The sequence below is a fragment of the Arenibacter aquaticus genome (genome assembly GCF_003957295.1).
Taxonomy (GTDB): domain Bacteria; phylum Bacteroidota; class Bacteroidia; order Flavobacteriales; family Flavobacteriaceae; genus Arenibacter; species Arenibacter aquaticus.
Genome location: NZ_RQPJ01000001.1, coordinates 269,688 through 292,338, shown reverse-complemented (window position 1 = coordinate 292,338; position 22,651 = coordinate 269,688). Strand labels below are relative to the sequence as shown.

Here is a 22,651-nt window from a genome sequence, read left to right as displayed (position 1 = left end):
CAACTAAATATGAAGAAAAATCAAATTTTGATACTGGTCTTTATGATAGGCCTATCAATGACATCATGGGCACAGACAACGGTTACCGGTACGGTGTCCGATGAACAGAATATACCCTTGCCCGGAGCAACAGTTCTTGAAAAAGGAACAAACAATGGAACTACGACAGATTTTGAAGGTAATTTCACCCTGCAAGTGTCTGATGTAAATGCAATTCTAGCCGTATCCTTTTTAGGGTATGCCTCCAAAGACATTCCTCTCAACGGTCAAAGCAATGTAAGCATATCGTTAGAGGAAGACTCCTCATTGTTGGATGAGGTGGTCGTTGTGGGTTATGGAACGCAAAAGAAATCTGATGTAACCGGTGCAATCGGTTCATTAAAGAGCGAAAGCTTTAATCAAGGTGTGGTTACCAACCCTGGACAGTTATTACAAGGTAAGGTGTCGGGCGTTAATGTTACCTCTGTTAGTGGGGAACCTGGGGCAGCACAGAATATCATTATTCGTGGGGTAGGAAGTCTTAGATCCGGTACCACGCCACTTTTTGTAGTGGATGGGTTTGTTATAGACAACAGTCCAACCGGGGTGGCCTCAAACCCTCTGAACTTTATCAACCCCCAAGACATTGCCTCGATAGATGTCCTAAAGGATGCATCCGCCGCGGCAATCTACGGGGCACGGGCTGCCAATGGGGTAATTGCAATTACCACCAAAAGAGGGAAAACAGGAAAAACGGAAATGAATTTATCGGTATCTACGGCCATGTCATCCTTGGCGAACGGAATGGATGTTTTCTCTGCCAATGAATTTAGACAACAAGTGCCTGCAGTTGGGGGTACTTTAATTGACGGGGGAGCCAATACCAATTGGGAAGATGAATTGACCAGGACGGGTATTTCAAAAAGGGTGAATCTCTCTATGAGTGGTAGTACCGCAGGTAAGTTCTCTTATTATGTGTCCGGTGGTGTAGATGACCAAGAAGGTATCTATAACAATAGTTATTTAAAAAGATACTCGGGCAGGGTGAATTTAACCCAAAAGGCCATGGATGGACGTTTGAATGTGGAATTCAATCTTACCGCCGCAAAGACCACGAATGAAAGACCCAATATATCGGCCATAGTGACCGATATGCTGCAGTTGAACCCCACTATTCCAGTATTCACTAATGGTGAGCCAACCTTATTGGAGCAGCGGTTAAATCCTATTCAGCGCAATCGGCTGTACACAGATGAAGCCAATAACCATAGGATTCTTGCAAACATTGCGCCCTCTTTTGAAATTATTGACGGTCTTACTTATAAAGTAAACTTAGGGGTAGATTATTCTGCTACCGATCGAGATATACAGAGCGAGCCTTTTGCCTTGCTGGAAGGTGAAGAATTTGGTGAGTTGGATACCAGAACCATTACCAATAGCAATACTTTGGTGGAAAATACTTTAACCTATACATTTAGCACTGGTGACCACAATGTGACACTACTGGCAGGTCACTCCTATCAAGAGACAATTTATAAACAGAAGCAGTTTCAATTGGAAGGATTTGCCCTTAACGGCATTGAACCGCGATATCAGGATCAGATAAGTACCGAGGTGCGTCCCACGACATTGAATTCTGTAGCATATAAAAATGAGCAACAATCATTTTTTGGTAGGATGAATTATGGGTTTCAGGACAAGTATCTGTTAACGGCAACGTTACGGGCCGATGGTTCTTCTAGATTTGGTGAAAACAACAAATATGGGTATTTCCCGTCAGTGGCATTGGGCTGGAATATTAGCAAGGAAGACTTTATGGCCGATAGTGAAGTGTTCAGCAATCTAAAATTAAGGGCAAGCTGGGGGCAAACAGGTAACCAAGATGGTATTCCAAGCAAGGTGAGTTTAGCTAGTTATGTGGACTCAAAGACCGAAAATGATACCTACCCCATTGGAGGAAACGAAGCGACCTTAGATGATTATCCCTTTGGGACGGTACCCGTGCGTACGGCATATCCAGACCTTAAATGGGAGGTTTCAACACAAACCAATATTGGCTTGGATTTTGGATTGTTCAAAAATCAATTGACAGGTTCTTTGGATTATTTTAATAAAGTTGCCAGTGATGTGGTACTATTTGCCAACAGGATAGACCCTATACAACCCACCGAAAAAATATGGACCAATATTCCGGACATGGAAATTAAGAATACCGGGGTTGAATTTACGTTGGATTATAATGGAAGTTTCAGTGAGGATTTTACATATAATATTGGTGGAAACTTTGCATACACTGATAATAAAGTAGTCGACTCCCAATTTGAGGTGATAACCACGGGTGCGGCCTCGGGAGCAGGCCAGACAGGTGCTACCATCAATGGCTACATTAATAATGAACCCATTGGTGCTTTCTTCATGAAAGACTTTATTGGAATAGGTGCAGACGGATTAAACGAATTTAGGGATGTTGTTCCGGATGGTGAATCCTTGGACAATGACCGGTTTGTGGTCGGCAGTGCATTGCCCGATTTGATTTATGCCTTTTACATGAATTTAAATTACAAGAACTTTGATCTAGGATTAAATTTTAATGGCGTGTCCGGGAATAAGATATACAACCACACCGCCATGTCATTGTTCACAAGGGGGCAGCTCAGTAGAAATCTGAACACTACACCCTTTGCAGCAGAATTTCCCAACGAGAGCAATAGCAATTCCAATGAAGTCTCTACAAGATACTTGGAAGATGGGAGTTATTTACGCTTGAACAATGCCACTTTGGGATATTCCTTGAATCCGCAAGATTTGGGATTGGGAGATTTGGTAAACGGCATCCGTTTTAACATAACCGGTCAAAACCTATTTGTGATAACCGACTATTCGGGCTTTGATCCAGAAGTAAATACCAATGCAGACATTGATGGTATTCAAACGTTCGGAATAGACCGTTTTACCTATCCTAGCCCAAGAACAATCCTCTTTGGCTTAAACGTATCCTTTTAATCAAAAAATTGTGTCAAAAATGAAAAATAGATTTTTAATTATAGCACTTGTGGTCTGTGCGCTGTTTAACTTTAACTGTACGGACCTGGAAGAAGAAAGACTGGATGAAGCCGAATTTGGAGGCCAGTCAGAAGCCGTTAGCGGAGCCATTGCACCAGCTTATGGATTTGTTTCCTGGGTTTGGAGGCATACTAATTATTATGGATTGCAACTTATCGCCTCCGATGAGGCAATTCTTCCTTTTCGAGGGGGAACCGACTGGTTTGACGGTGGTAAGTTCATGGCCACGCACCAGCATAATATCACCCCAACAAACGATTTGGTAGGTGCTGGCTGGAACCAGCTAACAACCAATATCTCCAGAACCTTGGCAGCCATTGAGGTGTTGACTCCATTAGCAGATGAGGGGAACGCCGAAGCTGCCGAGGCGTTATATGAAATGAAGGCCCTAAGGGCATATTTAAATATGTTAATGTTGGATAGTTGGGGGCTTGTCCTTAAGAAGGAATCATCGGACCAGCTTTCTGAAGTGCTCCGGCGCCAAGATGCCATTGATTACATTGAAAGTGAGCTGCTATCTGTTGTGGATGTCATTAATAGCAGCAGAGGCCCCGGTAGGATAACACAGGCTGCAGTATGGGGCTTTCTGGCAAGGTTGTACCTAAATGCCGCTGTTTATCGTGACCCCTATGGTACACCAAACTTTACTCAGGAAGACATGGGCTTGGTTATACAGTATACGGACAACATCATTAATTCCGGTGCGTTCTCTTTGTCTCCAGAATATTTTGATCTGTTCAACGACGACAACAATAGCAACCCAGAGCTTATTTTTGCTTTGGACCAACGTGGTGTGCTAAACAGGGAGCATAGCCGATGGGCCTATTGGTCTATCTCAGGATCCTTGTTCCCAAGACCTGAATATCCTAGTGCAGATGGTACCGACGGACCCGCAGTTACATCAGACTTTTATCAAACATGGGTAGATGCCTACGGGGAAGTTGACCCCGCTGATGCAGATGCCAGGTTTTATCAAAAGAATATTATTGTTCCTGATGCTCAACTGGCAGATTTTGAAGGCCGCGAGCAGGTGCTCGCTACCGAAACCGAAAACAGCTATTACTGTGTAGAGCCGAACGAATTTGAGATAGACCGGGGAATTCTACGTGGCACCCTTTGGGGACCTAGAAAAGGAGATGATGGGGCATTTTTAACTTGTGAAACCGGAGTTAGAATTTACCCTGTTAAAAACAAAAGAGGAAATGGGCCGGAATATGTAAGCCATACACTAAACGTTGACTTTACCAATGAAGGTGCGTTGCATCATACAGGATACAGATGTTCCAAGTACCAGTTTAGCCGAACTTCACCAAACGGTAACAATTTTAGTAGCGTGGATTTGGTGTTGATGCGTTTGGCAGAGGTGTACTTAATGAGGGCGGAAGCCAAATTAAGAAGTGATGATGCAGGAGGAGCTCTTGTTGATGTAAATACACTACGGGCCTCAAGAACGGCCCGTCCGGATCAAACTCCGGAAGCATTGGAAGCGATAGATTTGGAGATAATGTTCCGCGAGCGGGGATTTGAACTCTACTGGGAAGGCTTTAGACGTGGAGACCAAATTAGATTTGGGAAATACGAGGACTCTTGGACAGAGAAGACCGATTCCGATGTAAATCACAGATTGTTCCCTATTCCGCAAAGTGCTGTTGATGCCGCTTCGGGAATTGATGGTTTTTTAGAGCAGAATCAGGGTTATTAACAATTAGTTTAAATTAATTTTTGTTAAAGGCGGACGTAAATGTCCGCCTTTATTCTTTTTGGAATGCTATGGTTTCTTACATCTTGGAAAAATATGTTGCTACACTCCAATCAGAATAAAACTACTTCCAATAAACTTGCCGTTTTATTTTCCATGTGCCTACCTTTAGGGGTTCATTAAGTATTTTTGTTGTATTTTGTCTTCAATGTTCAATTCCATCGTACTTTTAATTGGTGCAGCCTACAGAGCTGCATTTTATTATCAATGTGAATATGATTAGGCAAGTAGGGATAGTAAATAGAGACTTTATATGAAAAAGGGACGTGTTACCATTAAAGATATTGCACGTGAACTCAATATAGCTCCGTCTACCGTGTCCAGGGCCCTAAACGATCATCCGGCCATAAAAAAGGAAACCAAGGAGGCTGTAAAAGCCCTGGCTGAAAAATTGGACTATCAGCCCAATCTTTTGGCGTTAAATCTACTTCAGAAAAAATCCAACACCATTGGGGTAATCGTCCCCGAAATAACAGGCCATTTTTTTTCAGCAATTATTACCGGGGTTCAGGACGTAATCGTTCATTCCGAATACAATATTATGATTTGCCTGTCCAATGAATCCTACGAGGAAGAGTTGACCATTGTTAAGAGGTTGTCCAAAATCCAGATAGATGGGGTCTTGGTGTCGCCTTCCTCGGAAACCAAAAACTTTGATCACTTTAAAAAACTTCAAAAAAGTGGTATTCCCATTGTGGTATTTGACCGGGATTGTCCGGGATTGGAGGCCGACAAGGTATTGGTAGATGATTATTTTGGGGCCTTTCAGGCGGTGGAATACTTAATCGGTATAGGTTGTAACCGTATAGCCCATTTAGGAGGTCCCTTAAATTTAAGTACTACAGAACACAGGCTGCAGGGTTATTTGGATGCTCTTCATAAAAACAAGGTGGCAGTGAATGACCAATACGTTGTTCACGTTTCCGGGTTTTCCCATGAAGAGGTAGAATTGGCCACTAAAGAACTCCTGAACAACAATGAGCTGCCCGATGCAATTTTTGCCTATAGTGATAATCTTGCCATATCCGCAATGCACACGGCCAAAGAGTTGGGATTGCAAATTCCAGGGCAGATCTCCATTGTTGGATTTGATGATGAACCGCATTCCGCTTTTATTACCCCGGCCTTATCTACCGTTTGGCAACCAGTGTATAGTATGGGAATGCTTTCGGCAAGGATTTTATTAAGTCATTTAAAAAATCCGAATACCCCACCGGAATATAGAAAAGAGGTTTTTAAACCAGAGTTGGTAATAAGAGCATCTTCCAAAGAGAATAAGTTGGTATCGGAGGACTAAGACAGTCTTTTGGCAATGCAAACCTTTGCATGCACTTTTAATGCGAAATTCTTCAAAACACCAATTATTTATTGTTATTTGTGTAAAAGATTAAGGCTATTTATAGTTATATTAAAATTTTACATGCAGATTTCACCTAAAATATTATTTGGGCATTGTTATGGCAAGTTTGCCATACCGGCTGTCAATGTTTTTACCATGGAACAGGTTCTTGGGCTTTTTTGCGCGGGAGAAAGGGCCAATGCACCTTTCATTGTTCAAATTACTCCGGCTGCCAGGGATTATGCACATCCAGAAATGCTCATATCCATGATCAACGCAGCCGCCAAGATTTATCCCAAAGCGGTCTATTCCGTTCATATGGATCACGGGAACGAGGAGCATGCCTTTGACGCTATATTGTCCAATGATTATAACTCTATTATGATTGATGCCTCCCATGACAATTTTGCCGATAACGTTAAAAGAACCAAGGCTGTTGTTAAGGAGGCCCATAAAAAGGGAATCGTTGTTGAAGCAGAATTGGGGGTGCTCAGTGGAGTGGAAGACGATATATCCATAGATGAAAAATTGGCAAAATACACCCAGCCGTCTGAAGTAGAGGAATTTGTAGAACTAACTGGGTGCGATAGTTTGGCAGTGGCGGTGGGCACTAGTCACGGAGCCTATAAATTTTCTGGAGGAGAAGGTATACAGTTTCAAATTCTGGAAGATATCCAGCGCAGATTGCCCCAATACCCCATTGTACTGCATGGGGGATCTGCCGTAAATGAGCAGGAAATAAAAAGGATTAATAAGGCGGGTGGCACTTTACGCGAAGGGGCTTCGGGAGTTTCTCCGGACGAAATTGTAAAATCCATTGCCTATGGGGTGTGTAAGATCAATATAGCCACAGATACCAGACTATTGTGGACCAGAGTGCACAGGGAGTTTTTTAGGGATGCTCCAGAGTTGTTCGATCCTGTAATTCCAGGGAAGACCTATATGAAGGAGTACGAAAAATTTATGCTGGAGAAGTTCAATCTCTTGGGTGCTACCGGGACAGTAAGCGACATGAAATTTTAAAATTAAAAATTATGGAACATAATTCACATTTGCAGATAAAACCAAAATCCAAGACAGGGATATATCATCAAATTACACCTACAAAGGCCAACTGGGAATACCTCAATTTTGAGGCAAGATTAATGACCAAAGGTGAAAGCTGGGAACACCATACCCAGGATAACGAGATGGTCATTGTGCTATTAAGTGGCAATTTTAAGGTGGAAAGCGATAAGGGAAACTGGGAAACAAAAAATGGCAGAAAGGATGTTTTTAGTGGGGTGGCCCACACCCTTTATCTGTCGCGAAATAGCAAATTCACTTTAACGGCAATGAGCGATACCTTGGATATTGCATATGGTTGGTGCAAGGTAACGGAAGATTTCCCGGCAAAATTCGTGACTCCAGAGGATACGCCCGTGGTTATTTTTGGTGGTGATAATGCTACCCGACAGTTTAACGACCTGGTGCCACCAGGTTTTGGCTGTAGTAAAATAGTGGTGCGGGAAGTCTATACGCCTTCTGGGAATTGGAGTTCATTTCCTGCCCATAAGCATGATGAACGCATAGTAGATGAAAAAGGTACCGTTTTGGAACCTATACAGGAAGAGACCTATTTCTACAAATTTCAAAAGCCGGGAGCCTACGCCATTCAACAAGTCTATACCAAGGATAGGTCTTTGGATGAAATTGCCAGGCCCAAACATAACGATGTAGTACTTATCCCCAAAGGGTTCCACCCTGTAGTGGCCGAACACGGTTTTCATTGTTATTATCTAAACTTCTTGGCCGGAACGGACCAATGCCTGGCCAATACCACAGATCCGGATCACGAATGGATCTATGATTCATGGACCTCAAAGGATGCAAGATTGCCGTTGGTAACGGCCGAAATGAACAAACAATAATATCATGGACGAAAAAAAGTTTGATGTAATTACCTTTGGAAGATCATCAATAGATCTTTATTCCCAAAATGTAGGATCGCCCTTTAATGACATCCAGGGTTTTGATGCCTTTGTTGGCGGATCTCCTTTAAATATAGCCGTTGGCTGTGCCCGATTGGGGGTCAATGCAAGTTTGTTGACCGCGGTAGGTAATGACAAAGTGGGAGAATTTATTCTCAACTTTTTGAACGGTGAAGGTGTAAACACCCATACTATCCCGGTTAAATATGGTACCAGGAGTAGTGCCGTGGTTCTAGGGATAGAACCTCCAGATAAATTCCCCTTGGTTTATTATAGGGATAATGCCGCCGATAGTCAAGTAGATATTGATGATGTGGACTCTGCCAATATTGCGGACTATAGGATTTTATTGATCAACGGTACCGCGCTAAATGTAGAACCTACTAGAAGCGCCACTTTTTATGCCACGGAAATTGCCAATAGAAATAATGTTGATGTAGTTCTGGATTTGGATTTTAGGGCAGACCAATGGCATGATTATAGGGCCTTTGGTTTAACCGTCAGGGCCATTTTGCCCAGGGTGAAAATAGCCATTGGGACCGAAGAGGAAATTTTGGCGGCCACTCTTATAGATGCTTCCCAAGTTACTATAAAGGAACAGCAGATTTCCGCCCCTGAAATTAAGGGGGATATAGACGAATCCATTAAACAACTCCTTTCTTCCGGCATAGAGATACTCATTGTAAAACGTGGTGAAAAAGGTGCCAGTATTTATCAAAAGGACGGTTCCAGGGAAGATGTTCCCGGCTTCCCGGTATCGGTTTTAAATGTGCTGGGCGCCGGTGATGCCTTTGCCAGCGGGTTTCTATATGGTATACTACAAGGTTGGGATTTAAAAAAAGCATGCCGAATGGGGAATGCCAGTGGAGCACAGGTGGTGACTAAAAAGGGTTGCGCCAACTTTATGCCAACCCTAGAGGAATCTTTAAAATTTATACACGAAAAGGGGGGATTTTAAATATAAAACCATGAAGACAAAAAGACTTACGGTGGCCCAGGCTACCATTGAATATTTAAAAAATCAGTATGTAGAGCGCGATGGGGTGGAAAACAAATTTTTTGCCGGCTGCCTTGGAATTTTAGGCCACGGGAATGTAGCAGGTATAGGGCAGGCCTTACATCAACATTTGGACTTCCCATACTATGTGGCTAGAAATGAACAGGGCATGGTACACACGGCAGCAGCCTTTGCAAAAGTAAAGAACAGGTTGCAAACCTTTGTGTGTACATCGTCTATAGGTCCGGGAGCTACCAATATGCTTACCGCTGCCGCAGCGGCAACTATCAATAGGATTCCAGTCCTTTTAATTCCCGGCGATATTTTTGCTACAAGGCAAGTGGCGCCGGTACTGCAACAGTTGGAGTCCAATCTAAGTCAGGACGTATCCGTTAACGATTGTTTTAAGCCGGTTTCCAAATACTGGGATAGGATCAATAGGCCAGAACAGCTGATAACCTCCTTACCTGAGGTAATGAGGGTACTTACCTCACAGGCCGAAACCGGGACGGTTACCCTGTCCATACCGCAGGACGTGCAGGCCGAGGCATTTGATTTCCCTGCAGAAATGTTTGTAAAACGAGTATGGCATATAGGCAGGACCATGCCCGATAAAACACTTTTGTCCAGGGCCATTGCGCAGATCAAGGAAAGCAAAAAACCCATGATCATAGCAGGAGGAGGGGCTATTTACAGTGGTGCATCGGCTGTGTTGAAAAAAATTGTCAATAGGAGCGGTATTCCCCTAGCAGAAACCTTTGCAGGCAAGGGGACATTGGATTACAATGAACCACAGAATCTGGGTGCTGCCGGGGTAACAGGAACACCAGGTGCAATAGCGGTTGCCAAAGAGGCCGACCTGGTCATTGGAATTGGAACAAGATATAGTGATTTTACCACCATTTCCAAGTCTGCTTTTCAGGACCCCAATGTGCGCTTTATCAATATTAATATTACGGAGTTCGATTCCTTTAAACACGGAGCACTTCCTTTGGTAGGTGATGCCAAGGCCATTTTGGAAGTCTTGGACCAGGAACTGGTCGGTTTTGAAGTGAGTAAGGGGTACCGTGAAAAAGTAGAAAATTTTAATAAGAGCTGGGACCAATTTGTGGATGATATCTATGCGGAAAAAAATGACACGCCCGCTTTTCAGGGAGAGGTTATAGGTGCTGTAAATTCCTTTTCCAGCCCAGAAGATATAGTTCTTTGTGCTGCCGGGAGTCTACCGGGAGATCTTCATAAATTATGGCGTACCCAAAACCCTAAAGGCTTCCATCTGGAATACGGATATTCCTGCATGGGCTATGAAATTGCCGGTGGTCTGGGCGCAAAAATGGCCCGTCCAGATGCCGAAATATATGTTATGGTGGGCGATGGCAGTTACCTTATGATGTCCCAAGAGATTGTAACATCGATTCAAGAAAAGCAGAAAATGACCATTATTTTGTTAAACAATGACGGTTATTCCAGTATCGGAAGTTTGTCCAGTTCCCTCGGAAGCGAAGGCTTTGGGACGTATTATCGATATAGAAATGAGGAAACGAACCAATTGGACGGGGGAGTGTTGCCTATAGATTATGCAGCCAATGCTACAAGTATGGGGGCCCATGTAATCAAGGCTGCCAACGTTCAGGAATTGAACGCCGCATTGAGAAAGGCAAAGACGATAGATAAAACCACTGTAATATATATAGAGGTAGACCGTAAGAAGGCAGTACCGGGATTTGCATGGTGGGACGTGGCAGTAGCCGAAGTGTCAGAAAAAAATGCAGTAAAGGAATCTTTGGAAACTTATAAGGAAAACAAGAAGACACAGAAATATTATCTATAGACCATAACCAAGCCATACTATGAATACCAATTTGATCATTATACTAACTTCCTTTGTCCTCTTTACCGGAGGGGTCGCTTTTTTTACATGGTATAGTCTGCGAAAGACTAATTTAGCCTCTACCGATGGTTATTTTTTAGGAGGTAGAAGTTTGTCGGGAATGGTGATTGCGGGTTCCATGTTGTTGACCAATATTTCTTCTGAACATCTTATAGGAATGAACGGTAATTCCTATGTCAATGGTTTTATTGTCATTGCCTGGGAGGTTACCTCCTCTATCGCCTTGGTCATTGCGGCCATTTTCTTTGTGCCCAAATACCTGAAAATGGGGCTTACTACCATACCCCAATTTTTGGAAAATAGGTTCGATGGGGTTACTAGGACAATGGTGGCGGCCATACTAATATTTTCCTTTGTAGTGACCCTGCTTCCCATTGTGCTATACTCTGGGGCAATAGGTATAGAAAGTCTTTTTGGGGTTTCGGAAATCCTAGGCGTAGATAAGACCGAAGGCCTATGGGTAACCGTGGTCATAATAGGGACCATTGGATCTATTTATGCCATTTTTGGAGGGTTAAAAGCAGTGGCATTGTCCGATACCATTAATGGTTTTGGACTGTTGCTGGGAGGATTGTTGATACCTATACTGGCATTGATGGCCATAGGGGACAACAATGTTGTAGACGGACTGGTAAAAGTATATAACTATGCTCCAGAGAAATTCAATGTGGTTGGGGCAAGGGATTCCGTATTGCCCATAGAGGTCCTCTTTACGGGTTTGATAATCAATCAACTTTATTTCTGGGGAATGAACCAAACCATAATCCAACGCGCCTTGGGGGCAAAAAACCTTAAGGAAGCACAAAAGGGATTATTGATAACGGGTCTGTTTAAAATATTGATACCCCTTGTGATTGTACTCCCAGGTGTTATCTGCTACTATTATTTTCAGGACACTTATTTTGATCAGCAAGACACGGTATACCCCCAACTTGTAAAAAAAGTTCTGCCAGTGTGGTTGATCGGATTTTTTGCTGCCGTTATCATGGGGGCCGTTCTTAGTACTTTTAACTCTGTGCTTAACTCGGTGGCCACCTTGTTTAGTGTAGATATCTATAAAAAGCATATAGCTAAAAATGTGAGCGATATAAAACTGGTAAGGATAGGGAAGGTAACCTCTGCCATTCTTGCGATAACCGCCATTTTTGCGGCCCCAATGGTGGCAAATGCCTCAGATGGGCTGTATCAATTGTTGCAAGAGCTCAATGGGATATTTTTTATTCCCATAGCCTCTATTCTGTTGGCAGGTTTCTTTATGAAAAAAATATCGGCCATGGGTGCCAAGGTAGCCCTCATATTTGGACTTTGCTTTTATGTTTTTATGACCTGGGGCTATACCAGTCACGGCATTCACTTTGTGCATCTATGGGGTATAGAGTTTTTGCTAAACGTGGCCATAATGTATTCGGTCTCCTATTTCTACCCCAATCAGAATATGTACGAAATTACCGATGTGGGGGCCGTTAATCTCAAATCATGGAAATACACCATTCCAATGTCTATTGGATTGTGTGCTATAACCATAATTATTTATGCCTTGTTATGGAACAATAACTAACATGGCAATAAGGAACAATAACATTTAATACTATACAAAATGGAATTATTAAAAAATTATATCGATGGAGTTTGGACCTCTAGTGTTGCTAAAGAGTCCATAGATGTTGTAAACCCTGCTACTCAGGAGGTTTTGGCAAAGGTGCCATATGGCAATGACACCCAAAAGGATGTAGATAAGGCCGTGGGTGCGGCTTCTAAGGCTTATAAGGAATGGCGAAATGTTCCCGTATTAAAAAGGGTGCAGGTATTATACCGATTAAAAACTTTGATGGAAACCAATAGGGAGGAATTGGCCGAGATTATTACCAACGAATCCGGAAAAACCTATGGAGAGTCCATTGGAGAAATCCAAAGAGCCATAGAAAATATAGAAGTAGCCTGTGGCACACCTATGCTAATGGGTGGTGATGTAATTGAGGATATTGCTTCGGGCATAGATGAAATGATGATCAGGCAGCCGGTAGGGGTTGCGGCCTGTATTACCCCTTTCAACTTCCCCAGTATGATTGTTTTTTGGTTTTTGCCTTATGCCATAGCAACCGGGAATGCCTTTGTGGTGAAGCCGTCTGAGAAAGTTCCCATGACCATGATGAAGATTTTTGAGTTTTTGGATCAATTGGATATGCCCAAAGGATTGGTGAGCTTGGTACACGGTGGCAAAGATACTGTAGACGCTATTTTAGAGCATCCGGAAATCAAGGCTGTTAGCTTTGTTGGGAGTACTCCGGTTGCCAGGTATATTTATTCCAAAGGCACTGCAAACGGTAAGCGGGTACAGGCCCAAGGGGGGGCTAAAAACCCTGTGGTGGTACTGCCCGATGCCGATATAGAAATGTCGACAAAAATAATAGCCGATTCCGTATACGGCTGTGCTGGCCAGCGTTGTCTGGCAGCCTCTACGATTATTACCGTGGATGATCAAAAAAGACAGGTTAAAGATGCGCTGTATGAGACCGTGAAGGCCCGGACTACTGGATATGGCTTGGATAAGAACGTTAATATGGGGCCGGTAATTACTCCGGAAAGCAAATCTAGGATTACGGGACTCATCCAAAAAGGCGTTGACGAAGGGGCTAAAGTGCTTTTAGATGGCCGAAATGCCTCCATTTCGGGCTATGAGAAGGGAAACTTTCTAAACCCAACCATATTGGAAGACGTGGCCTTGGATAAGGAACTTATTGCGACCGAGATTTTTGGTCCAGTGATGAGCCTGATATCCATGAAGAATATAAACGAAGCCTTAAAGTTTGTCAATAGTGGCAATTATGGCAATATGGCCTGTTTGTTCACAGGTAGTGGTGCCAATGCCAGAAGGTTTAGAAATGAGGCCGACGCAGGAAACATAGGAATTAATATAGGGGTGGCCGCACCAATGGCACAATTCCCGTTCAGCGGATGGAAGGATAGCTTTTTTGGAGATCTCCACGGACAGGGAAAACACGCTATAGAATTTTTTACGCAGACCAAGGTGGTCATAGAAAGATGGCCTAATATATGGTCCAGAAAATTTTAATCGGTATAGCATGATGAAAATCGCAAATGCCCCATGTTCATGGGGGGCCTTGGAATTTGACCTGGCAGAAAAACCGGAAGAAATTGGTTTTGAACAGGTGTTGGACGAAATCAGGGAAACTGGATATATAGGAACAGAATTGGGAGATTGGGGCTATATGCCTACTACTCCTGAGCTGCTGAAAGCTGAACTGGACAAGAGAGAGCTGGCCTTATTGGGTGCCTTTGTGCCTGTTGCCTTGGCAAATCCCGACAATCATGAAGTAGGCGTAATCGCAGCCCTAAAAGTGGCAGAACTTATGTACAACGCAGGGTATAAGGATGCATTTATTGTATTGGCAGATGACAACGGCACCGTTGTGGAACGTACAAAAAATGCTGGAAGGATCACGGCTAGCATGGGCCTTTCGGGTGAACAATGGCAAGTGTATGCCGCAGCTGCCGAAAGGATTGCCATGGCTGTTAAGGAGGCTTATGGCCTGCGTACGGTTTTCCACCATCATTGTGCCGGCTATGTGGAAACCCCAGAGGAGATAGATAAACTAATGGCCTTGACCAATCCCCAGTTATTAGGGTTGTGTTTGGATATGGGGCACTATGCCTTTGGTGGGGGAGACCCACTGGAAGCCCTGAAAAAGTACGGGGTTAGAATATGGCATGTTCACTTCAAGGATTATAGCCCCCAGGCTGCCAGGGCATCGCGCGAGGCCAATGGGGATTATTTTGACGCTCTTAAGCGGGGAGTGTTCTGCGAATTGGGAAAGGGTGCTGTTAATTTTCAGGGTGTAGTAAAACTGCTGGAGCAAATGGGATACAAGGATTGGATCGTAGTGGAGCAGGACATATTGCCAGGGATGGGCAATCCTAAAGTATGTGCACAGGCCAATAGGGATTATATAAAATCCCTGGGGCTTTAGTTAATAAGACTATCAGGAAACGATATTAAAGAAATATAGAACAATGACAAAAGTTAAATTCGCCGTAGCAGGTTTGGGAAGGATAGGAAAGATTCACCTAAACAACCTTCTTCAAATGGACCAAGTGGAAGTAGTTGCTGTAATGGATCCCATGGAAGATTGTCAGGAGTATGCAAGGGAAAGAAATATACCCTATATCACCAGTACCTACGGGGAACTGCTGAATAGTGTCGAATTCGATTCTGTTGTAATCTGCTCCCCTACCAACACCCATGCCGATTATGTGGAAATGGCCGCAAAGGCCGGAAAGCATGTTTTTTGTGAAAAACCGTTGGATCTGTCCATGCAACGGGTGGTAGAGGTTTTAAAAGTGGTTGAAGATACCAATACAAAGCTTATGTTGGGGTTCAATCGCAGGTTCGATAAAGAATTTAAAAAAGTCCGGGACCTTGTTGGGGAGGGGGCCATAGGGAAGCCGCATTTGGTTAAAATTACCAGTCGCGACCCTGGGGCTCCACCAATTGGTTATATAGAAAAGTCCGGGGGGCTGTTTTTGGATATGACCATTCACGATTTTGACATGGCCCGCTTTGTGGTAGGAAAAGAAGTAGAGGAGGTCTATGCCAAGGGGGCAGTACTGGTAGATGAGGCCATAGGGAAGGCAGGGGACATAGATACCGCAGTGGTAACCCTTACCTATACCGATGGAACCATGGCTGTTATAGACAATAGTAGGGAAGCGGCCTATGGGTATGACCAAAGAATAGAAGTCTTTGGCTCCAAGGGCATGGCACAGGCAGATAATAACTTCTCGGATTCCCACAGGTTATATAACGGCCAAGGAATACACGGGGCATTGCCCTTGCATTTTTTCTTGGAAAGATATGCGGAAGCATATAAAATAGAAATGGCGGACTATGTACGGAGCCTGGTAAAAGAAGAAGCCGTGCCCGTTGATGGTAAAGATGGCCTATACTCTTTGCAAATAGGGTTGGCTGCCATAAAATCCTTAAAGGAAAAAAGACCGATATGTATTGATGAAATAAAGTTGTGAACCTCCTATTATTTAAGGTTGAAAACATAGCTGTTTTAAGAATTTTTTAGTCTATATGGTCAATCATTATTAAAACCATAGAAAAGGTAATTTTCTATGGTTTTTTGATTAAATATATGGAATATATGTTCGGTTTTTAAAGGGTTATTTTTTTCAATTCATTGTATATTAGTCAACAACATAGTCCAACCAATAACCAACATAACCGATATGAGCAAAGGCGTGAAGTACAAGAAAATGGATAAATCCTATTTTGAATCCAGGGAACTTAAACGCCATGCAGGGGTATGGTCCTTATGGGCCTTGGGGGTTGGAGCTGTTATATCAGGGCATTTCTCCGGATGGAACCTAGGCTTGGCTTCTGGGGGTTGGGGCGGTATGTTTATGGCTACATGTATTGTTGCTATTATGTATGTAGGGCTTACCCAGAGTGTTGCGGAAATGTCACCCGCTTTGCCACATACCGGTGGTGCTTATTCATTTGCGCGTTCGGCTATGGGGCCTTGGGGCGGTTTTTTTACGGGGCTGGTAGAGAACTTGGAGTTTATTCTTACCCCTGCAGTCATTGTGTTTTTTCTGAGTAACTATATGCAAGGTATTTTTGGTACCTCACCAGAGGCGTTGCCTTTATGGTGGTTTGGATTTTATACCATTTTTACCATATTGAATATCATTGGAGTGGAACTATCCTTTCGTTTTACCGTTACACTTACTTTTTTGGCCTTGGGATGTTTGGCCATTTTTTGGGTCTCCTCTATAGGAAGTGTGGATTTTACCACCTTTGCCTTGGATATAAAAGCCGGAGCCGATGGCAAGGCAGAATACCTGAACGGCGGGGGAGGTTCACTATTTCCAATGGGTTGGGAAGGAGCCCTAAAGGCTATGCCATTTGCGGTTTGGCTGTTCTTGGCCATAGAGCAATTGCCCTTGGCCGCAGAGGAATCGGTAGATCCCAAAAAAGATATGCCCAAGGGGTTGACCTATGGTATTATTACCTTGATTATATCGGCATTTTTAATTCTATGGCTTAATGCCTCCATACCTTTGGGCTCCTATGCGTTATCACAGTCCGGGGAACCATTGCTGGATGGATATAAGGTATTGTTTGGGGATAATATTGCCAAGCTTCTGGCTTTGGTAGCTTCCATTGGGTTGTTGGCCTCCTTCCATACAATCATTTTTGCCTTCGGAAGACAAATTTATTCCCTGTCCAGAGCAGGATATTTTCCTGTTATACTATCCCTGACCCATAGTAAAAGAAAAACACCCTATACAGCCCTTGTCCTAGGATCGCTAATAGGTTTTGCCGTGTTAATGGTCACAAAATTCCTGGCTGGTGAGGAAAGCGAGGTCTTTGTGGGGGGAGCTTTATTGAACATTGCCGTTTTTAGTGCCATGCTGTCCTATATTTTACAATGTGGATCTTTTTTAATGCTGAGGAAGGATAAGCCAGAATTGGAGAGACCCTATGTTAGTCCACTTGGGAAATTTGGAGCTTGGACTACCATATTTCTGGCCAGTGTTATCATTTATTTCCAACTGCAGGACCAGTCGTACAGAACGGCAGTATTTATATCCATAGGCTATTTGATCATTGGTTTGGTCTACTTTGGATTAAAGGGAAGGCATAGATTGATCCTCTCTCCGGAAGAGGAATTTGCCCTGGAGCATGAAGCAGAAAAAGCCCAGGCAAAAAACTGAAAATAATGCTGCTTGATCCTCATGAAGCATTATTTTTATGGAAGTTGTTTTAAAGGGAACTGGATATCACTTTTTATTAAATTGAATATTAGGCCAATAACCAAAAAAATAAAACCACAAATAATGGAAGAATCAAAATGGAACGTCAACTCGGTTACAGAATATATCAAGGAACATCAAATTGAAAATATAAAGTTGGCCGTGGTTGATATTGATGGTGTTCTTCGCGGTAAATATGTAAATGCCAAAAAGTTCCTTTCTGCCTTGGACAAGGGGTTTGGATTTTGCAATGTGATATTTGGTTGGGATTCCAATGATGTGTTATATGACAAAGATTCTTTTACCGGTTGGGCCGATGGTTTTACCGATGCCGATGCTGCTATAGATGCAAGTAGTATGCGGTTGTTGCCCACAGAGGATTATAAATCGGTTATTTTTCTGGTTGATTTTTCCAAGAGTGATGCGGCGGCGGTATGCCCCAGATCCCTGCTTAAAAAGACCTTGGATAGGTTGGGGAGCTTGGGATTTGATGCAACTGCAGCTTTTGAATTTGAGTTTTTTCTGTTTAACGAAACCCCAAAATCTATACGGGACAAGAATTATAACCAATTGGAGCCCATGACCCCTGGGAATTTTGGGTATTCTATTTTGCGTAATTCTACCCATGCCAACTATTACCATGAGATAATGGGGCTGGCCCGGGAAATGGATATGCCCTTGGAGGGGCTGCATACAGAAACTGGAGCGGGAGTGCTGGAAGGTGCCTTGGAGTATTCAGGGGCACTAAGGGCGGCCGACAATGGGGCCCTGTTCAAAAATTTCATTAAAGTCTGGGCGCAACAACGCAATTTAATGGCCAGTTTTATGGCCAAATGGTCCGCAGACTACCCGGGGCAGTCTGGACATATTCATATATCCCTGCAATATAAGGACGGTTCCTCTGCCTTTTATGATGGGGACAAAAAGGATGGGATGTCCAATATCATGAGATGGTTTATTGGAGGTCAACAAAAATTAATGCCAGAACTATTGGCAATGGTTGCTTCAACCTGCAATAGCTACACCCGACTCATTCCAGGGTTCTGGGCACCAACCGATGCCTCTTGGGGAGTGGATAATAGGACATGTGCCTTACGGGCCATTCCAGGTTCCCAAAAATCGCAAAGAGTGGAATATAGGGTGTCAGCAGCAGATATTAACCCACACTTGGCCTTGGCGGCAGCCATTGGTTCTGGAATATGGGGCATAGAAAACAAAATAGAACCTACCAAGGATGTAGTGGGAAATGCCTATGATATGGATTTTCCTGAAGAACTTCAGTTGCCCAGGACGCTGACCCAAGCAGCAGAAAAGTTTAAAAAATCGGATATTGCCAGAGATCTGTTCGGTGATAAATTTGTTGATCACTATGCCTATACCAGAATTTGGGAAGACCAACAACAACTGGCAGCGATTACCGATTGGCAATTAAAACGTTATTTTGAAATAATATAGACAATGATAAATACCATTTCACCTATAGACGGTTCCATTTATTACAGTGCAGAGGAACATGGTCCCAAGGACATAGATCAGGCCTTAATAAGGGCAAAGTCGGCCTTTGCCCCCTGGTCTAGCCTAAGCATACAGGAACGCGCTAAATATATCACCTCCTTTGTGGATGCCGTGGTAGAGGATAAAGAGGGGATTGCCAAGGAGATTACCTGGCAAATGGGTAGACCTTTAAGTCAGTCCCCGGGGGAGATTGCGGGTTTTGCAGACCGTGCCCATTATATGATCGGCATAGCCGAAGAAGCTCTCGCGGGCCAAAGTGTAGCCAATGAAAGCCAAGATAAGAGATGGGTAGAACGTGTGCCCATTGGCGTTGTAGGTGTGTTAAGCCCTTGGAACTACCCCTTTTTAACGTCGGTAAATGCCATTGTTCCTGCATTAATGGCGGGAAATGTGGTGATCTTAAAGCATTCTTTTCAGACGCCCTTGGTTGCAGAACGCTATGCCCAGGCTGCTGCTAAGGCCGGGTTGCCGCAGGGAGTGTTTCAAATATTGCACCTCAATCATAAAAATACTGCCCAATTGATATCAGATACCCGCATGGACGGGGTATTTTTTACAGGATCGGTACAGGGCGGAATTGCAGTTCAAAATTCATTGACCAATAAATTTATACCCTGTGGTTTGGAATTGGGAGGAAAAGACCCAGCCTATGTAATGGCCAACGCCAATCTGGAAATGAGTATAGAGAGTTTGGTAGATGGGGCCTTCTTTAACAGCGGTCAATCCTGTTGTGGTATTGAAAGAATCTATGTGCACGAATCCTTATATGATAAGTTTGTAGACGGATTTGTGGAGTCAACTAAGCAATACCAATTGGGAAACCCTTTGAATGCAGGGATCAATTTAGGCCCAATGGTGAAGACCGATGCGGCCAATTATGTTAGAAAACAAATACAGCAGGCGCTTGCCAAAGGTGCAAGATCCTTGATCGCGGAAGACTTGTTCAAGGCTTCCAAAAAGGGAACGCCCTATCTGTCGCCCCACGTATTGGTAGGCGTAGACCACAGTATGAAGGTTATGACACAGGAGAGTTTTGGACCTGTTGTTGGGATTATGAGGGTGGCGAATGATGAGGAGGCCATTTCTTTGATGAACGACTCACAATATGGGTTAACCGCTTCACTATGGACTGATGATATGGACCGGGCCACTGAGTTGGCCAGACAAATTGAGACGGGAACCGTATTTATGAATCGCTGTGATTACTTGGATCCTGCCCTGGCGTGGACAGGGGTCAAGAATTCCGGAAAAGGTGTTACCCTGTCCAAAATAGGTTACGAACATGTGAGCAGGGTAAAGTCCTTTAATTTTAGAAAAGGGGAATAGGAAGTTAAAATTGAATTTACTGAACATTAAAAAAAAGAACTAATGCTATTGGCAAATACAAATTGGAATTATCCAACCGCAGTCTGGTTTGGAAATGGTAGAATTAACGAATTGGTACAGGCGTGTAAGGAATTGGGGATAAGGAACCCGCTATTTATAACTGATGAAGGTCTTGTAAAGTTGGATATTGTTGAGAAAACCTTAAATGTTTTAAGGAAAGAACAGCTTAGTTTTACGGTTTATAGCGATGTGCAGGGGAACCCTACCGGAGACAATGTAGAAAATGGAGTAAGGCATTTTAACGAAAACAAACACGATGGGGTAATAGCCTTTGGAGGGGGGTCTGCCATTGATGCCGCCAAGACCATCGCCTTTATGTCCGGACAAAGCAAGTCGCTTTGGGATTTTGAAGATGTGGGAGACAATTGGACGCATGCCAACCTAGCCGGAATTGCACCAATAATAGCTATCCCCACAACAGCTGGGACAGGGTCTGAGGTAGGTAGGGCATCGGTGATATTGGATGAAAATCTACATAGTAAAAAAATCATTTTTCACCCTAAAATGCTACCTGGCATAGTAATATTGGACCCTGAATTGACCATAGGATTGCCCCCTAGTATTACGGCATGGACCGGGGTCGATGCCATGGTACATGCTATTGAAGCATACTGTGCCCCGGGCTATCACCCCATGGCCGAAGGTATAGCCATTGAAGCCATACGCATTATAGCTAAATACCTGCCCGTTGCAGTGAAGGACGGAAAAAATTTGGAAGCAAGGGGTCAGATGTTGGTTGCGGCCGCCATGGGAGCTACTGCCTTTCAAAAAGGGTTGGGATCCGTGCATTCAGTTGCCCATCAATTGGGGGCCATATATAACAAACAGCACGGATTATTGAATGCCATTATTCTGCCCTATGCCTTACATCAAAATAAATCCGCCATTGAAGAAAGAATGGTGTATTTAAGTACTGTATTGGGACTTAAAGATCAAGGAACGGATGCGGTGATAGCATATATACTGGCCTTGCGAAAGGAACTGGCCATACCCCATACCCTTAAGGAGATTGGTATCACGGAAGACAAGGCAGCGGAAATTGGCAAAATGGCCTATAAGGATCCCTCAACACCATCCAATGCCAAAACTGTAAATGCAAGGGATTTGGAGCAACTTTTTAGGGCTGCGGTGAATGGAGATATAAAAGAACTGTAAGCGTGAGGTTATTAATCGTAGAAGGCAATAATGAACAAACGCGTCACCTAAGGGGTGGTTTCGGCATACAACCCTATCACTTGATGTTTCAGGAAATGATTAAAGGTATGGTTCCAGAGGCAGAAACGGCGTTTGCCTTTCCAGCTGATGGAACTAAAGGGTTGCCAACAATTGCCCAATTAAAGGAGTATGATGGTGTGTTATGGACAGGTAGTTCACTAAGTGTTACCGCTGATATTCCAGATGTTAATAGACAATTGCAATTTGCAGATGAAGTATTCATGAGTGGTGTGCCACTTTATGGTAGTTGTTGGGGAATGCAGGTAGCTACGGTAGTGGCCGGAGGTAAGGTGGCCCTTAGCGATAACGGTTTGGAATTTGGAATTTCCAAGCCAATAGAGCTAACTGGGTTGGGAAGGAAAAGCTCGTTGACTTCACACCGAAAAACGGCCTTTACTTCCCTGTGCATTCATTATGATGAGGTTGTGAAAACACCGGAAAATGCCAGTATATTGGCCAGTAATGCACATTCCAAGGTACAGGCCATGACATTTGATTATAAAAATACATCCTTTTTTGGGGTACAGTACCATCCAGAGTTCAATCCTTCCAATATGGCGTTGATAGGTTCTTTTTTGTCGGAAAAATTGGTCAATAATGGTGCGTTTGGATCTGTGGATGAAGTGAAGAAATTTACCTTGTCTTTAAATGAACATATAGGATTGGCTCCAGAGATTAGCAATTACCAACTCCATACCCAGGAAATAATGGCCTGGTTAAGGTATATCTGTTGATAAGATAGTTTCTTTTGGGG

General features: G+C 43.5%; 16 protein-coding genes. All 16 read left to right on the top strand.

Translation table 11 applies throughout. The features are described 5' to 3' along the window. Positions 1-9 precede the first annotated feature (9 nt). The 16 genes from EHW67_RS01120 (at position 10) to EHW67_RS01045 (ending at position 22,631) form a co-directional block, all read left to right on the top strand. Positions 10-2,982 carry a SusC/RagA family TonB-linked outer membrane protein gene (locus EHW67_RS01120; RefSeq protein ID WP_126160500.1) on the top strand — a complete coding sequence of 991 codons (2,973 nt, stop codon included), beginning with the start codon at positions 10-12 and terminating at the stop codon, positions 2,980-2,982. Positions 2,983-3,001: 19 nt separating this feature from the next. Further along, entirely contained in the window at positions 3,002-4,744 is a 1,743-nt protein-coding gene (locus EHW67_RS01115; protein WP_126160499.1) for a RagB/SusD family nutrient uptake outer membrane protein, read from the top strand. Positions 4,745-5,054: 310 nt separating this feature from the next. Further along, positions 5,055-6,098: a LacI family DNA-binding transcriptional regulator gene (locus EHW67_RS01110; protein WP_126160498.1), complete on the top strand. Its 1,044-nt coding sequence runs from the start codon at positions 5,055-5,057 to the stop codon at positions 6,096-6,098. Between the two features lie 123 nt (positions 6,099-6,221). Then, entirely contained in the window at positions 6,222-7,163 is a 942-nt protein-coding gene (locus tag EHW67_RS01105; RefSeq protein ID WP_126160497.1) for a class II fructose-bisphosphate aldolase, read from the top strand. A gap of 11 nt (positions 7,164-7,174) precedes the next feature. Then, on the top strand, positions 7,175-8,050 hold the full coding sequence (gene iolB / locus EHW67_RS01100) for a 5-deoxy-glucuronate isomerase (RefSeq protein ID WP_126160496.1): 876 nt from the start codon (positions 7,175-7,177) through the stop codon (positions 8,048-8,050). A gap of 4 nt (positions 8,051-8,054) precedes the next feature. Next, positions 8,055-9,068, top strand: a complete 1,014-nt coding sequence (iolC, locus tag EHW67_RS01095; RefSeq protein WP_126160495.1) for a 5-dehydro-2-deoxygluconokinase — start codon at positions 8,055-8,057, stop codon at positions 9,066-9,068. A 10-nt stretch (positions 9,069-9,078) separates the two neighbouring features. Further along, the gene (gene iolD / locus EHW67_RS01090) at positions 9,079-10,938 is read left to right on the top strand and encodes a 3D-(3,5/4)-trihydroxycyclohexane-1,2-dione acylhydrolase (decyclizing) (protein ID WP_126160494.1); all 1,860 of its coding nucleotides are present in this window, start codon (positions 9,079-9,081) and stop codon (positions 10,936-10,938) included. 19 nt (positions 10,939-10,957) lie between these two features. After that, complete coding sequence (locus EHW67_RS01085; protein ID WP_238389810.1) at positions 10,958-12,556, top strand: solute:sodium symporter family transporter; 1,599 nt, start codon at positions 10,958-10,960, stop codon at positions 12,554-12,556. 39 nt (positions 12,557-12,595) lie between these two features. Then, complete coding sequence (locus EHW67_RS01080; RefSeq protein WP_126160493.1) at positions 12,596-14,071, top strand: CoA-acylating methylmalonate-semialdehyde dehydrogenase; 1,476 nt, start codon at positions 12,596-12,598, stop codon at positions 14,069-14,071. A gap of 10 nt (positions 14,072-14,081) precedes the next feature. Next, the gene (locus EHW67_RS01075; RefSeq protein ID WP_126160492.1) at positions 14,082-14,987 is read left to right on the top strand and encodes a sugar phosphate isomerase/epimerase family protein; all 906 of its coding nucleotides are present in this window, start codon (positions 14,082-14,084) and stop codon (positions 14,985-14,987) included. Between the two features lie 43 nt (positions 14,988-15,030). After that, on the top strand, positions 15,031-16,041 hold the full coding sequence (iolG, locus tag EHW67_RS01070) for an inositol 2-dehydrogenase (protein ID WP_126160491.1): 1,011 nt from the start codon (positions 15,031-15,033) through the stop codon (positions 16,039-16,041). A 210-nt stretch (positions 16,042-16,251) separates the two neighbouring features. After that, the gene (locus tag EHW67_RS01065) at positions 16,252-17,742 is read left to right on the top strand and encodes an amino acid permease (protein WP_126160490.1); all 1,491 of its coding nucleotides are present in this window, start codon (positions 16,252-16,254) and stop codon (positions 17,740-17,742) included. Positions 17,743-17,865: 123 nt separating this feature from the next. Next, positions 17,866-19,236: a glutamine synthetase family protein gene (locus EHW67_RS01060; RefSeq protein ID WP_126160489.1), complete on the top strand. Its 1,371-nt coding sequence runs from the start codon at positions 17,866-17,868 to the stop codon at positions 19,234-19,236. 3 nt (positions 19,237-19,239) lie between these two features. Beyond that, positions 19,240-20,622 carry an aldehyde dehydrogenase family protein gene (locus tag EHW67_RS01055; RefSeq protein ID WP_126160488.1) on the top strand — a complete coding sequence of 461 codons (1,383 nt, stop codon included), beginning with the start codon at positions 19,240-19,242 and terminating at the stop codon, positions 20,620-20,622. Between the two features lie 42 nt (positions 20,623-20,664). Further along, positions 20,665-21,837, top strand: coding sequence for an iron-containing alcohol dehydrogenase (locus tag EHW67_RS01050; RefSeq protein WP_126160487.1), 1,173 nt, complete (start codon positions 20,665-20,667; stop codon positions 21,835-21,837). Positions 21,838-21,839: 2 nt separating this feature from the next. After that, positions 21,840-22,631, top strand: coding sequence for a type 1 glutamine amidotransferase (locus EHW67_RS01045; RefSeq protein ID WP_126160486.1), 792 nt, complete (start codon positions 21,840-21,842; stop codon positions 22,629-22,631). Positions 22,632-22,651: the final 20 nt, after the last annotated feature.

What these genes read in the sequence shown, in the direction of transcription:
- EHW67_RS01120 (WP_126160500.1), top strand. Translation starts at nt 10, where the DNA reads ATGAAGAAAAATCAAATTTTGATACTGGTCTTTATGATAGGCCTATCA.
- EHW67_RS01115 (WP_126160499.1), top strand. Translation starts at nt 3,002, where the DNA reads ATGAAAAATAGATTTTTAATTATAGCACTTGTGGTCTGTGCGCTGTTT.
- EHW67_RS01110 (WP_126160498.1), top strand. Translation starts at nt 5,055, where the DNA reads ATGAAAAAGGGACGTGTTACCATTAAAGATATTGCACGTGAACTCAAT.
- EHW67_RS01105 (WP_126160497.1), top strand. Translation starts at nt 6,222, where the DNA reads ATGCAGATTTCACCTAAAATATTATTTGGGCATTGTTATGGCAAGTTT.
- iolB (WP_126160496.1), top strand. Translation starts at nt 7,175, where the DNA reads ATGGAACATAATTCACATTTGCAGATAAAACCAAAATCCAAGACAGGG.
- iolC (WP_126160495.1), top strand. Translation starts at nt 8,055, where the DNA reads ATGGACGAAAAAAAGTTTGATGTAATTACCTTTGGAAGATCATCAATA.
- iolD (WP_126160494.1), top strand. Translation starts at nt 9,079, where the DNA reads ATGAAGACAAAAAGACTTACGGTGGCCCAGGCTACCATTGAATATTTA.
- EHW67_RS01085 (WP_238389810.1), top strand. Translation starts at nt 10,958, where the DNA reads ATGAATACCAATTTGATCATTATACTAACTTCCTTTGTCCTCTTTACC.
- EHW67_RS01080 (WP_126160493.1), top strand. Translation starts at nt 12,596, where the DNA reads ATGGAATTATTAAAAAATTATATCGATGGAGTTTGGACCTCTAGTGTT.
- EHW67_RS01075 (WP_126160492.1), top strand. Translation starts at nt 14,082, where the DNA reads ATGATGAAAATCGCAAATGCCCCATGTTCATGGGGGGCCTTGGAATTT.
- iolG (WP_126160491.1), top strand. Translation starts at nt 15,031, where the DNA reads ATGACAAAAGTTAAATTCGCCGTAGCAGGTTTGGGAAGGATAGGAAAG.
- EHW67_RS01065 (WP_126160490.1), top strand. Translation starts at nt 16,252, where the DNA reads ATGAGCAAAGGCGTGAAGTACAAGAAAATGGATAAATCCTATTTTGAA.
- EHW67_RS01060 (WP_126160489.1), top strand. Translation starts at nt 17,866, where the DNA reads ATGGAAGAATCAAAATGGAACGTCAACTCGGTTACAGAATATATCAAG.
- EHW67_RS01055 (WP_126160488.1), top strand. Translation starts at nt 19,240, where the DNA reads ATGATAAATACCATTTCACCTATAGACGGTTCCATTTATTACAGTGCA.
- EHW67_RS01050 (WP_126160487.1), top strand. Translation starts at nt 20,665, where the DNA reads ATGCTATTGGCAAATACAAATTGGAATTATCCAACCGCAGTCTGGTTT.